Annotated in this window: 9 protein-coding genes and 1 tRNA gene; 7 read left to right on the forward strand and 3 right to left on the reverse strand. The window is 30.0% G+C overall.

Annotated elements, in window-relative coordinates; all coding sequences use genetic code 11:
• The first annotated feature begins 114 nt into the window (after positions 1 to 114).
• From ACTTA4_RS01615 to ACTTA4_RS01630, 4 genes are all read left to right on the forward strand, one after another.
• Positions 115 to 2076, forward strand: a complete 1962-nt coding sequence (locus tag ACTTA4_RS01615) for an acetoacetate--CoA ligase (RefSeq protein ID WP_440633252.1) — start codon at positions 115 to 117, stop codon at positions 2074 to 2076.
• Complete coding sequence (locus ACTTA4_RS01620) at positions 2077 to 3303, forward strand: pyridoxal phosphate-dependent aminotransferase (RefSeq protein ID WP_440633253.1); 1227 nt, start codon at positions 2077 to 2079, stop codon at positions 3301 to 3303.
• Between the two features lie 84 nt (positions 3304 to 3387).
• Complete coding sequence (locus tag ACTTA4_RS01625) at positions 3388 to 4392, forward strand: TAXI family TRAP transporter solute-binding subunit (protein WP_262590104.1); 1005 nt, start codon at positions 3388 to 3390, stop codon at positions 4390 to 4392.
• A gap of 72 nt (positions 4393 to 4464) precedes the next feature.
• Positions 4465 to 6786, forward strand: a complete 2322-nt coding sequence (locus ACTTA4_RS01630; RefSeq protein WP_440633254.1) for a TRAP transporter permease — start codon at positions 4465 to 4467, stop codon at positions 6784 to 6786.
• Position 6787: 1 nt separating this feature from the next.
• On the opposite strand, the gene ACTTA4_RS01635 is transcribed toward ACTTA4_RS01630, so the two are convergent.
• Together ACTTA4_RS01635 and ACTTA4_RS01640 are read right to left on the reverse strand one after the other, a co-directional pair.
• On the reverse strand, positions 6788 to 7213 hold the full coding sequence (locus ACTTA4_RS01635; RefSeq protein ID WP_440619311.1) for a PaaI family thioesterase: 426 nt from the start codon (positions 7211 to 7213) through the stop codon (positions 6788 to 6790).
• A gap of 116 nt (positions 7214 to 7329) precedes the next feature.
• A tRNA-Arg gene (locus tag ACTTA4_RS01640) sits at positions 7330 to 7406 on the reverse strand.
• 147 nt (positions 7407 to 7553) lie between these two features.
• Here ACTTA4_RS01640 and aceE point away from each other — a divergent pair.
• The 3 genes from aceE to ACTTA4_RS01655 are packed head-to-tail and all read left to right on the forward strand — an operon-like array spanning position 7554 to position 12760.
• Positions 7554 to 10598: a pyruvate dehydrogenase (acetyl-transferring), homodimeric type gene (aceE, locus tag ACTTA4_RS01645; RefSeq protein ID WP_440633255.1), complete on the forward strand. Its 3045-nt coding sequence runs from the start codon at positions 7554 to 7556 to the stop codon at positions 10596 to 10598.
• Positions 10598 to 11860: a 2-oxo acid dehydrogenase subunit E2 gene (locus tag ACTTA4_RS01650; protein WP_440633256.1), complete on the forward strand. Its 1263-nt coding sequence runs from the start codon at positions 10598 to 10600 to the stop codon at positions 11858 to 11860. The genes aceE and ACTTA4_RS01650 overlap by 1 nt, the downstream gene beginning before the upstream one ends.
• Positions 11861 to 11866: 6 nt before the next feature.
• Positions 11867 to 12760 (forward strand): DMT family transporter, encoded by an 894-nt coding sequence (locus tag ACTTA4_RS01655; protein WP_440633257.1) that lies wholly within the window; start codon positions 11867 to 11869, stop codon positions 12758 to 12760.
• Here the strand turns inward: ACTTA4_RS01655 and ACTTA4_RS01660 are convergent.
• On the reverse strand, positions 12757 to 13521 hold the full coding sequence (locus ACTTA4_RS01660) for an undecaprenyl-diphosphate phosphatase (RefSeq protein WP_440633258.1): 765 nt from the start codon (positions 13519 to 13521) through the stop codon (positions 12757 to 12759). The two genes, ACTTA4_RS01655 and ACTTA4_RS01660, sit on opposite strands and share 4 nt — an antisense overlap.
• Positions 13522 to 13680 lie beyond the last annotated feature (159 nt).

The raw sequence follows: 13680 nt of genomic DNA on the forward strand, positions 1-13680 counted from the left end.
AATAGACTAAAACATGACCGAATCGGAGGGTAAAAAGTTCTCATTTTTATATTAATATTAATGAGAATATCATAATTGAGATTAATTCTATAATAGTAATTTAATAAAATAAAAATGACCAATAAACTTTGGGAAGCATCTTTAAAAGAGAAAAAAAATTCAAATCTTTATGCTTTTGAGAAATTTATTTCAAATAAAATCAAAAAAAAATTTAATTTAAATTACAAAACTTTTTTAAATTGGACTGTTAAAAATTCTCCTGAGTTTTGGAATTATTTTTGGGAATTTTCAGAAATTAAAGGATTGAAAAGTAAAAAAAAAATTAAAAAATCTAAAATATTTTATAAAAATTTATTCCTACCAGGTAGTAAGTTAAATTTTGGTGAGAATTTATTGTCAAAAAATAATGATGATAAGGCAATCACTTTTATAAGCGAAAATGGCTTTAGAGAAGAAAAATCTTGGAGAGAATTAAATTTAAGTACAGGCAAAATTGTAAAGTTTTTAAAGGAAATTAAAATTAAAAAAGGAGACAGAGTTGCAGCTTATATGCCTAATACTATCGAGACAGTTGAGGCGTTCATAGCAGCGTGTACTATAGGAAGCATTTGGTCATCATGCAGTCCTGATTTTGGTATTAAAGGTGTTGTTGAAAGATTTTCTCAAATTAATCCAAAAGTTTTGTTCATTACAGACCAGTATTTTTACAACGGGAAAAAAATTAATGTATTAGAGAGATTATCTGAAATTTTAAAATCTATTCCATCAATTAAAAATGTTGTGATTGTTAATTATCCTGGAAAAAAATATGTCACTAATAAAAGTAAATATAAGAAAATAAATTTAATTAAATGGCGTGAGATTATTCAAAATCAATCTGAAAAAATAAATTTTAAAAAGTATGATTTCGAAAGCGAGTTGACTATTTTATATTCAAGTGGAACAACTGGAAAACCAAAATGTATCTGCCATAGAACTGGTGGAGTTCTTCTTCAACATAAGAAAGAACACCAATTACATTGCGATATAAAAGAAAATGATAACGTGTTTTATTTTACCACTTGTGGTTGGATGATGTGGAATTGGTTAGTAAGCTCGTTAGCTTCAAAGGCATCAATAGTACTTTTTGATGGTTCTCCAATGTATAAATCAAGTGATTTACTTTTAAAAATAGCACAAAGAGAAAAAATTACTCTGTTTGGAATTAGTGCTAAATATATTGATGCTCTAAGAAAATTAGAACCTAATCTTAAATTTAAATATAAACTTCAAAAACTAAAAACAATATGTTCAACAGGTTCTCCTTTATCAAGTGAAGGTTTTAAATATGTTTACAAAAATATTAAAAAGAAAGTTCATCTCTCATCTATTTCGGGTGGTACAGATATTGTATCATGTTTTGTTTTAGGAAATATATATCAGCCAGTAAATATTGGTGAAATACAAAATTCCGGCTTAGGTTTAGATATTGATGTCTTTAATGATAGCGGCAAATCTTTAAAAAATTCTAAAGGTGAACTAGTTTGTAAAAATCCATTTCCATCAATGCCTCTTAAATTTTGGAATGATAAAAATGACGTAAAATTTAAAAAAGCTTACTTCAATAGATATAAAAATACTTGGCATCATGGTGATTATGCTGAAAGAAGAAATAACGATGGTTTTATTATACATGGAAGATCTGACACTACCCTTAATCCAGGAGGTGTAAGACTTGGGACTGCTGAAATATATTCTGAGGTTGAAAAGTTTAAAGAAATTAAAGAAGCACTAGTAGTTGGTCAATCTTGGGATAATGATATCAGAATAATTCTTTTCGTTGTAATGAGTAATGAATACATACTTAATGATTCTTTGCTTAATAGAATAAAAACTCAAATAAGAATAAATGCATCACCAAGACATGTCCCTAGCAAAGTAATTGTTGTAAAAGATATTCCAAGAACCAAAAGTGGTAAAATTGTTGAGCTTGCAGTTAAAAGCACTATAGAAGGAAGTGTTGTTAAAAATAAAGAAGCTTTAGCAAACCCAGAAGTTTTAAAACAATACAAAAATTTGAAACAGTTAAGTTATTAAATGTTAAAAAATATAGTTAAAGATTTAAAACCATCTTCTACCCTAGCAATTAATGAAGCTTCAAAAAAACTTGAGGATGAAGGAAAAAAAATATTTAAATTTGGTTTTGGACAATCACCCTTTAAAGTTCCACAAGACGTAGTAGAGGAGCTTAAAAATAATGCGTATCAAAACAAATATTTGCCTATGCAAGGCCTTTCAGAACTAAGACAGTCTGTTGCAAAATACACATCAAAGAAAAAAAATTATGAATATAATTCTGAAAATGTCATCATAGGACCAGGCTCTAAAGAGTTGATGTTTTTACTTCATGTAATATTCGATGGTGAAATTATATTGCCTGCACCTAGTTGGGTTTCTTACGCGCCACAAGCAATATTAGGAAGAAACAAAATTCAAATTTTACAAACAAAAAGAGAAAATAATTGGTTCCCTACAGCTCAAGAAATAGAGGAAATAATATTAAAAGATAAAAATAAAAATTATTTATTATTTTTAAATTCCCCCAATAATCCTTCAGGACAAGTTTGTGAAAATTTGGAAGAGATTTCTAATGTTGCAAATAAACATAATCTTATAATTTTATCTGATGAGATATATTCAGAACTGACTTTTACAAAAAATTATAAGTCTATTTCAAATTTTTGTCCTGAAAAAACAATTATCAGTACCGGCCTAAGTAAATGGTGTGGAGCTGGTGGTTGGAGATTGGGATATTTTATTGTTCCAGAGAGCTTAAACGACATAAAAAACATGATTAATGTTTTAGCCAGTGAAACCTTTTCAGCAGTAAGTGCGCCTATCCAATATGCTGCAATAAAAGCATATGAAAACAATCATAGTAAATACATTAATAAATCTAGAAATATTTTAAATGCTGTCGGCAATTATGTTTATCAAAATTTAAAATCAAACAAAATTTTAATTAATGAACCTCAAGGAGGTTTCTATTTAATGCCTGAATTTTTAAATTCTAAATTTAAAACTTCATCAGAAATGTGTGAAAATATTTTAAAAGAAACAGGTGTTGCATTATTACCTGGATCAGATTTTGGATTTAATGAAAGTAAAATGCTTGCAAGATTAAGCTTTACCGATTTTGATGGAGAAAAATTCATGAATAGTATTAAGGAAGATCAATCTATTGATTTTAATATAATCGAAAAGTTGGCACCAAAGGTTGTAGAAGGTGTTGATAATTTAAAAAAATGGTCAGAAAATCTTTAAAATCAGCCTATACATCTATTATAATTTTTTGGTAAGATTAATTTATAAAAAATAACGACATACAATTATAGAGAGGGAAAAATAATGAAAAAAATAATCACATCCCTATCAAGTGCTTTACTGATTTTATTTGCATCACTGTCCTTAACTACAGTTGCTAAATCAGCTGAGTTCTTCACGATAGGAACTGGTGGACCTACTGGAGTATATTTCCAAACAGGTAACGCTATATGTAAAATGCTTCATAAATCAGCAATTAGTGCTGAGCACGGTAGAAAAAAAGGTACAGCTAAAGCGTATAGATGTACTGCTCCATCGACAGGTGGTTCAAACTACAATATTGGACAAATAGCAGCTGGAGAATTTCAATTTGGTGTAGCTCAATCTGACTGGCAATATCACGCAGTGAATGGTTCAAGCAAATGGGAAGGAAAACAGTTTAGTGATTTGAGAGCTGTGTTTTCAGTTCACAATGAACCTTTTCAAATTTGGGCTAGAAAAAAAGCAAGAATTAAAGATTTTGCAGACTTAGAAGGTAAAGTAGTAAACATTGGTAACCCTGGTTCTGGTCAGAGAGGAACTATGGAAGAGCTAATGAAAGCTATGGGTGTTGATAATAGTTTCTTTAAATCAACAACAGAGTTAACTTCTTCAGAGCAAGTGAAAGCTTTATGTGATGGTAAAATTGATGCATTTGGTTATTCGGTTGGATTTCCAAATGGTGCAATGGAACAGGCAGCAACTTGTGCCGCTAAAGCATCTCCAATCAATTTGACTGGACCAGAAGTTCAAGGCTTAATTGATGGTGCTGATTATTATGCGCAGGCTGTAATTCCTAAAGGCACTTATACAAAACAGAAAAAAGATGCTACTACATTTGGTGTTAAAGCAACTGTGGTAACTTCGGCAGATGTTTCTGAAGAATTAGTATACTTAGTTACAAAAGCAGTTTTTGAAAACTTTGATGATTTCAAAAAACAACATCCAGCATTTGGATTTTTGGAAAAGAAAAACATGATTAAAGATGGTTTATCTGCTCCACTACATCCTGGTGCAATTAAATATTATAAAGAAGCTGGATTAATGTAATCTAAGTTTTTTACTTTTTAAAAGGCCTGGTAATTTTTACCGGGCCTTTTTTTTATGGTATGAATATTTCTTATGAGTGATTCAATTAGTGCCAATATAAAAAATAAAATAAGCGAGGATTTATCACCAACTAGAAACATTACTGGATTTCATTTAAAGGTAGTATCTGCAATAGCTATCATTTGGTCCTTATTTCAACTTTGGTACGCATCACCATTTCCATTTATGTTGAATATTGGAATGTTCAAAGGTTTACCGGCTAGAGCAATACATTTAGGATTTGCATTAACTTTAGCATTTTTAATTTACCCGGTAGCAAAAGGAAAAAAAATTTCATTTTTTGATATTATTATAAGTTTTGTAGGTGCTTTTTCTTGTCTCTATATTTATTTTTTTTATGATCAACTAGTAGAGAGGGGTGGTGTCCTTTTAAGTTTGGAAATCACTGATACATTTAATTTTCCAGTGGAATTAATTTTAGGAGGATGTGGTATTTTAATTCTTTTAGAGGCCACAAGAAGAGCAATTGGATTACCTTTGGTAATCATTGCAACTTGTTTTTTATTATTTTCATATTTTGGAAGGTATGCCCCTGAAATAATATCTCATGGAGGCTTGTCTTTAAATAGATTGGTAGGATTTCAATGGTTGGACCAAGAGGCAATATTTGGAATCCCTATTGGGGTTTCCGTAGATTTTATTTTTCTGTTCGTTTTATTTGGTGCCTTACTTGAAACAGCAGGTGGTGGTAAATATTTTTTAGATTTAGCTTTTGCGATGGTTGGTAAAATGAGAGGTGGACCAGCCAAAGCCGCAATTCTAGGTTCAGGAATGACTGGCTTAATTTCAGGATCATCAATTGCTAATACCGTAACTACTGGAACATTTACTATTCCAATAATGAAAAAAACAGGTTTCTCTAAAGAAAAGGCAGGTGCGATTGAGGTTTCATCATCTGTAAATGGACAAATAATGCCGCCTGTGATGGGTGCCGCAGCATTTGTAATGGCAAGTTTTATTGGGGTTACTTATTTTGAAATAGTTAAACATGCTTTTTTACCTGCAATTATTTCCTATATTGCTCTATTTTATATATCTCACCTAGAAGCTTTAAAATTAAATCTCAAAGGAATGGACGATGCGGATGTTCCAAATTTGAAAAAGACATTTTTATCTGGAATTCACTTTTTAATTCCTATTTTTGTTCTAATTTATACTCTTGTTTATTTAAGGTTCACTGCTTCGTATTCAATTTTTTATGCAACAATTACTTTAATTTTAGTAAATCTAATCAACTTAATAATTAAAAATAATTATTCTAAAGATTCTTTTAAAGAATGGTTTAATCAAACAATCGTTGGTTTTGAAAAAGGGGCATTGAATATGGTAGCAGTTGGTATAGCAATTGCTACAGCTGGTATCATAGTAGGTGCAGTTGGCTCAACAGGCTTAAGTACAAACTTAATTATTGTTATCGAATCTATTGCTAAAGATAACGTCACAATACTATTATTTTTAACAATAATTTTATGTTTGTTGTTAGGAATGGGTTTACCAACCACAGCAAACTATGTTGTGGTTGCATCTTTGATGGCAACTGTTTTAGTTGATGTTGGAAATGCATCTGGGTTTATTTTTCCACTTATAGCAGTTCATTTATTTGTTTTTTACTTTGGACTGATGGCAGATGTAACACCGCCAGTAGGACTAGCCTCTTATGCAGCTGCGGGAATATCTGGAGGAGATCCATTGAGAACTGGTGTTCAAGCATTTTGGTATAGTTTAAGAACAGGAATATTACCAATAGTCTTTTTATTTAATCATGAACTTTTACTTATTGGTATTGAGAATATTTGGCATGGACTAGTTGTTATTATAACTTCATTAATTGGAATTTTAGTTTTTACATCAGCGACACAAGGATGGTTTATAAATAAACTTAAATGGTACGAAATTATTATTTTTTTAATCATTTCTATTTCTTTGTTGTCTCCAGGTTTTGTTTTAAATAAATTTTATCCAAAATATAATTATGAAGAAATTAGTAAAATAAATTCATTAAAATTAGATTCAGAAAAAGAAATTCAAATTAAAATAACGAGACCTAGTTTATATGGAGAAAGATATAAGCTTTTTGTAATATCAAAAAATACATTTGAGGATCATTTTACTCTAGAGGATTATGGGATTACTTTATTAGAGCAGGATGAAAAAATAATAGTTGATAATTTAAAATGGAATGGAGAAGCAAAAAAAAATGGTTTTGAAATGGGAGATTATATCAGTGAATTCAAAATTGAAAATTCTGATAGACCATCGAAAAATATAGTTTATCCAATTGCTTTAATTTTATTAGTTATTTGTGGATATTTTAATATCAGAAGAAAGGAATGAGTTAACCACCTGGACCTAAGTTTGAAGGTTTAACTTTTAAAATTTTCCAAACTCCAGTTGCTGATGTTATAATTTTATTATTACATTTTAGCTCACAAAATAAAAATATTAATGTATTTGTTTTTTTTAATATTTTTGTGTGCCCAATAATTTCATCACCAACTTTTGAGGCACCAATAAATTTAATATCTAACGAAATAGTTACACATGGAGCGTTACCAGCAGATCTGTGAGCTGCGGTTCCAGCACCAGCATCTATTAATGCTGATAGATAGCCTCCATGAGTTATTCCTGCAGCATTTAAGTGATTTTCATTTATAGTAGATTTAAATTCATATTCAGTTTCAGAGATGTTTCTAAACAAAACACCTCCATTATGTTTCATGAACCCTGGGGTTAGACTTATTTGTTCAAACTCATTACTCATAAAATTTACAATACAATTGTTAATAGCAATAATAACAATGTAATAATTATAAAAAAGTAAATTACTGATTTTTGTAAAGAAGCTTTTAATAGCCAATCAATCATTTTTTTCCTTTTTGGTGGACCGCCCAGAACTCGAATCTGGAATCTCCCGGTTCGTAGCCGAGCGCCTTATCCAATTTGGCCAGCGGTCCAAAATTAATTTTATTAAAGATACTGTATTTTATGGTTTTATTAACAAATTTTGTTCAATTAAAACACAGCTTTGCATAAAAAGATTAATTAATGTGATAAAATAACATAAAAATATATTTTATTTGAGTGTATAAGCCTTTTAAATAATGAGCGAAAAACTACTTGTTCCTGACATTGGTGATTTTGAGAATGTTGAGGTAATAGAATTACTTGTAAAGCCAGGAGACACAATCAAGGAAAATGATCCAATAGTTACAATTGAAAGTGATAAATCTAGTGTTGAAATTCCATCAACTATTTCAGGAAAAATTGATACTATTAATGTCAAAGTAGGTGATAAAGTTTCAAAAGGTGATTTACTTTTAAGTTTAAGCAATTCAACCAAAAGTCTCCCAGAGACCAATCTTCCTAAAGATACAGAGAATATTATTAAACAAGCTGAGGAAGCTATGGCTGTAAATAAAAAAGAGGAGCTGGTGAATGTTCCAGAGCCAGCTAAAGAAAAAAAACAATCTATAATTCAAGTTACAAATGTATTAGATACAGATCCTTTAGAAACTCAAGATTGGCTAGAATCTTTATCTGCAGTAATTTCAAAAGATGGAAATCAAAGAGCTCATTTTTTAATTAAGGAATTAATCAACAAAGCCTATCGTGAAGGAGCAAATATTCCTTACACCCAAAATACTCCGTATATAAATACCATTCCTCCTGAGGCTGAAATAAAATCAAATGGAGACCAAAATATTGAGAGAAGAATAAGATCTCTGATCAGATGGAATGCAGCTGCAATGGTAGTAAGAGCTAACAAAAAATTTCCAGAATTAGGTGGACACATAGGAACCTTTGCATCTGCTGCAACTTTATATGATGTTGGAATGAATCATTTTTGGAGAGCAAAAAACAATAAATTTGGAGGTGATCTAGTATATTTCCAAGGACACAGTGCACCTGGAATGTATGCTAGAGCATTTTTAGAGGGTAGATTAACTGAGAAACAACTAGATAGTTTTAGACAGGAAGTAAAACCTGGAGGATTATCTTCATACCCTCACCCTTGGCTAATGCCAAATTTTTGGCAATTTCCGACTGTTTCGATGGGGTTAGGACCAATGCTTGCAATTTATCAAGCAAGATACATGAAATATTTAATCAATAGAGGATTGATTAAAGATGAGGGACGAAAGGTATGGGCTTTTTTAGGAGATGGTGAAATGGATGAACCAGAATCTATGGGTGCAATTGGATTAGCAGCTAGAGAAAAACTAGATAATTTAATTTTTGTAATTAATTGCAATCTTCAAAGACTTGATGGACCTGTAAGAGGAAATGGAAAAATTATACAAGAACTTGAAGGTAGCTTTAGAGGTGCTGGATGGAATGTCATAAAAGTTATTTGGGGTTCATACTGGGACTCATTGTTAGCTAATGACAAAACTGGTCAATTAGTAAAAATTATGAATGAAACTGTAGATGGTGAATACCAAGCTATGAAAGCAAGAGATGGTGCATATGTACGAGAAAAGTTTTTTGGAAAAAATCCAGATACTTTGGAGATGGTTTCATCTATGTCAGATAAAGATATTTGGAGATTAAATCGAGGAGGGCACGATCCTCATAAGGTATACGCAGCTTATGATAAAGCAATTAAAAACCAAGGAAGTCCAACAGTTATTATTGCAAAAACAATCAAGGGATATGGAATGGGAAAAACAGGTGAAAGTGTAAACACTACTCACCAAACTAAAAAATTAGATGTGGATGATCTTATGTATTATAGAGATCGTTTTGACGTTCCCCTAACTGATGAACAAGTTAGAAACATAGAATACTTTAGGCCTGATGAGAAATCTCCAGAGATTAGATACATAAAAGAAAGAAGGCTTAAACTAGGAGGCTATTTGCCAGAGAGATCAACCTTTGCAAAACCTATTAAAGCACCATCAAAAGATATTTTTGATTTTATGAAAGTTTCAACTGGTGAAAAAGAAATGTCTACCACAATGGCGCTGGTCAGAATGTTAACTAATTTGTTGAGAGATAAAAATATTTCACCTAGATTAGTTCCAATTATCCCAGATGAAGCAAGAACATTTGGTATGGAAGGATTTTTTCAAAAAATTGGAATATACGCTCATGAAGGACAGAAATATGAGCCCGAAGATGCTGCACAACTAAGTTCTTATAGAGAAGATAAAAGCGGACAGGTACTTGAAGAAGGAATTAATGAGGCAGGAGCGATGTCTTCTTGGATTGCAGCTGCAACTGCTTATACAAATCATGATATTGAAATGATTCCAATATACATTTTTTATTCTATGTTTGGATTTCAAAGAATTGGAGATTTAGCTTGGGCTGCTGGTGATAGCCAAGCTAGAGGTTTTTTAGTTGGTGCAACAGCTGGAAGAACAACATTAGCAGGTGAAGGATTACAACATCAAGATGGACATAGTCATTTGATTGCATCAACAATTCCTAATTGTGTAACTTATGATCCTACATTTCACTATGAATTAGCAACTATTTTTAGAGAGGGTCTAAGAAGAATGCATGAGAAGAAAGAAAATGTTTTTTATTATATTACAACAATGAATGAAAATTATTCACATCCTGAAATGCCTAAGGATAAAAATTGTGAAGAGGGAATTCTTAAAGGAATGTATAAGATAAAGGAATTTAACAAATATAAAAAAACAAAACTTCAACTTTTAGGCTCAGGAACAATTTTAAGAGAGATGATGTCAGCAGCTGAAATTTTACAAAACGACTATCAAATTGATAGTGAAATATGGAGTGTTACAAGTTTTAATGAGTTAAGAAAAGATGGGATGGAAGTTGAAAGATACAACCTTCTAAATCCCGACAAAACTCCTAAAAAATCATATGTAGAGCAATGTCTTGGAAGTACTGAAGGACCAATTATGGCAGCATCTGATTATATGAGAATGAACTCTGATCAAATAAGACCTTACACAAACAATAAGAGCTTTTATTCTCTAGGTGCAGATGGTTTTGGAAGAAGTGATACTAGAAAAAATTTAAGAAAATTCTTTGAGGTAGATAAAGAACATTTAGTAGCTTATGGATTAAGCATTTTAGCAAAAGAACAATTGATAGCTTCAAAATATGCAAAAGATGCTATGAAAAAATACAAAATTGATGGCGATAAACCTATGCCAACAAAATTATAATGTCAGATATTGAAATTAAGGTACCAAACATAGGAGATTTTAAAGATGTTGAGGTTATCGAAGTATTGGTAAAAAAAGGCCAATCAATAAAAAAAAATGACCCTTTAATTACAATAGAAAGTGATAAGTCTAGCGTAGAAATACCATCTAGTTTTGAAGGTAAAATTTCTAACTTAAATATAAAAGTTGGAGACAAAGTATCTGAAGGAGATTTAATTTTAACTTTAGAAAAGTCATCACAGATAAATAAAAAAGTTGAACAGAAGCCAATAATAGAAAAAGAATTTAAAAAAATTGAAGTAATAAAACCTGAAGTTCAACAAGAAACTAAAGTTTTAAATAATGTATCTAATATTTCATCAGCAAGCCCAAAAGCTAGAAAATTTGCTAGAGAACTCGGTGTAGATATAAATAAAGTTTTAGGAAGTGAGAGAGATGGAAGAGTTGTTGAAGAAGATATCAAAAAATTTGTAGCATTAAGATCAAACAATAACACTGAGGTTGTTGAGGAAAAAAAACCAAGCAAAATCAAAAATGAATTTGAGCATTCAGATTTTGGTCAAATAGAGATCAAAGATATACCAAGAGTAAAAAAATTATCATCAAAGTATTTAACAAATTCATGGACCACTATACCTCATGTTACAAATCATGATGAGGCTGATATTACAGAAATGGAAAACTTCAGAAATTCTTTGACTGATATTTATACGGGAGAAAAAATTAAAATTACTCCTTTAGCATTTATTGTAAAAGCTTTAGTTGCTTCGTTAAAAAAATTTCCAAGTTTTAATTCTTCAATTGATGAAATTGAAACAGGTAAAATGACAATGAAAAAATATTACCATATAGGTATAGCTGTAGACACTCCAAATGGACTAATGGTTCCAAAAATTAGAAATGCTAATAATAAAAAAATTTCTCATATTAGTAGAGAGTTGAGAGAGGTAAGTGAGCTTTGTAGAAATTTAAAAATAGATAAAAAAGAATTGTTTGGTGGTTCAATGACTATTACTAGTTTGGGTGGAATAGGTGGATCATTTTTTACACCAATAATAAATTATCCTGAAGTAGCAATTTTAGGAGTAGGTAGATCAGAGAAAAAACAAATTTATATAAATGGAAAGTTTCAAACTAGAACAATGCTACCGATTTCTTTGTCTTATGATCATAGAATTATTGATGGAGCTGAGGCAGCAAGATTTAACAATGATCTTAAAGAAAACTTAGGCAAAAATTTTGCTTATAAGCTAGCTGTATAATCAAAAATGTCTAAGCCTATTTCCCTATTAAGTGCTTTGTTATGCACTTTTATATGGGGCACAACTTTTATTGCTCAAGATACTGGCATGGACAATATTGGTCCTTTTACATTTAATGCTGTTAGATTTTTTGTTGGTTTTTTAGCTATTACCCCACTCGTAATTTTATTTGAATTAAAAAATTTTAAACCAGAATTAAAAACAGATAAAAAAACATTTGTAATTTATGTGTCTTTAATAGGATTGTCCTTATTTTTAGGTTCTGCATTACAACAGGTTGCTTTGCTCTATACAGATGTTGCAAATGCAGCCTTTTTTACGATCTTTTATGTACCTATGGTGCCTATCATAATTTATTTGTTTGGAAAAAAATCAATACATTGGAGTGTATGGCCTTCAGTAATTTTATGTTTAATTGGAGGATATTTATTAACAAATTTTTACGATGCAACTGTTAGGTTGGGAGATACCTTGGTTGTACTAGGAGCTTTATTTTGGAGCACACATATTATATTTACTGGAATTATTATTTCTAAATACAATCTTCCACTTACAATTGGAGCAATTCAAACTTTAATCGTAGCTATTTTGTCTTTTTTCATTGGAATTCTTTATGAAGAATTTGTTTGGAACAACATTCTAATGGAAATGTATTCTATATTATATGCTGGAATATTATCTGGAGGATTTGCATTTGTATTACAGATTTATGCACAAAAAAATATTACACCTGCACCAGCAGCAATTATATTTTCCCTTGAGGGTGTATTTGCAACTGTAGCTGCATGGTTTATTTTAAATCAAGTATTAGATATAAATAATATACTTGGATGTTTTTTTATTTTGAGTGGAGTTTTATTATCACAATTACTCCCACTTATAAAAAGAAAAAAAATTTAATAAATTAAACTAAACAATACTAAAGCAATTATTATTCTATAAATTACAAATGCATTCATAGAAAACTTATTTATAAAAATTAAAAAATATTTAACTGTTAAAAAAGAAAGAATAAAAGAAGATATAATTGCAATTATTACCAAATAATTAAATTCTGTTGGTTGATTAAAAATATCTTTTAAACTAAGTACACTTGCACCAGCTAATGCTGGGATAGATAGTAAAAAAGATATTTTACTCGAATCCACTCTATTAAACTTTAAAATCCTCGCAGCTGTTATTGTAACGCCTGCTCTGCTTACTCCAGGTATCAATGATAAAATTTGCATTACTCCTATAAATAAAATTGATTGAATATTTAAATTTGTAGAAATTTTTTTATCAAAACGACTTTTGTCAGAAATGTATAAAACAATTGCAAATATTAAAGTTGTCCATGCAATAGTTTCAATGTTTCGTAAACTATAAATTAGCCCTGTAGTGTATAAAATATATCCAAAGATTATTAATGGAATAGATCCAATAATAATTAAACTTATTAGTCTTTTATTTTTATTAATGTTTAATAACTCTTCTTTGAAATAATAAACTATTGCAAAAAGAGATCCTAGATGAAGGCTAATATCAATTAGTAATGAGCTAGATTTAAATTCATACAAACTCGAAACTAAAATTAAATGTGCAGAAGAACTTATTGGAAGAAATTCTGAAATCCCTTGAATTGCTGAAAGGATTAAAACTTCTATAATATTCTGAAACATAATTTCTTCGTAGCTTATAAAGCTTATATTTCAAACAATACGATTTGATCATAGTAGCTATGCATTTATTAGAAACCCGTTTGTTTATAACAAAAATGAAAGATTAAAGGTCAATAAATATGACCTATTAAATGCTTTATTTTATAAAATCATTATATA

It is taken from the genome of Candidatus Pelagibacter sp. HIMB1485 (genome assembly GCF_052048055.1).
In the GTDB taxonomy this organism is placed as follows: domain Bacteria; phylum Pseudomonadota; class Alphaproteobacteria; order Pelagibacterales; family Pelagibacteraceae; genus Pelagibacter.

Bases quoted from the DNA above. Each gene is read 5' to 3' on its own strand.
- ACTTA4_RS01630 (WP_440633254.1), top strand. From the start codon at position 4,465: ATGAGTGATTCAATTAGTGCCAATATAAAAAATAAAATAAGCGAGGAT.
- ACTTA4_RS01660 (WP_440633258.1), bottom strand. From the start codon at position 13,521: ATGTTTCAGAATATTATAGAAGTTTTAATCCTTTCAGCAATTCAAGGG.
- ACTTA4_RS01625 (WP_262590104.1), top strand. From the start codon at position 3,388: ATGAAAAAAATAATCACATCCCTATCAAGTGCTTTACTGATTTTATTT.
- ACTTA4_RS01620 (WP_440633253.1), top strand. From the start codon at position 2,077: ATGTTAAAAAATATAGTTAAAGATTTAAAACCATCTTCTACCCTAGCA.
- ACTTA4_RS01635 (WP_440619311.1), bottom strand. From the start codon at position 7,213: ATGAGTAATGAGTTTGAACAAATAAGTCTAACCCCAGGGTTCATGAAA.
- ACTTA4_RS01615 (WP_440633252.1), top strand. From the start codon at position 115: ATGACCAATAAACTTTGGGAAGCATCTTTAAAAGAGAAAAAAAATTCA.
- ACTTA4_RS01650 (WP_440633256.1), top strand. From the start codon at position 10,598: ATGTCAGATATTGAAATTAAGGTACCAAACATAGGAGATTTTAAAGAT.
- aceE (WP_440633255.1), top strand. From the start codon at position 7,554: ATGAGCGAAAAACTACTTGTTCCTGACATTGGTGATTTTGAGAATGTT.
- ACTTA4_RS01655 (WP_440633257.1), top strand. From the start codon at position 11,867: ATGTCTAAGCCTATTTCCCTATTAAGTGCTTTGTTATGCACTTTTATA.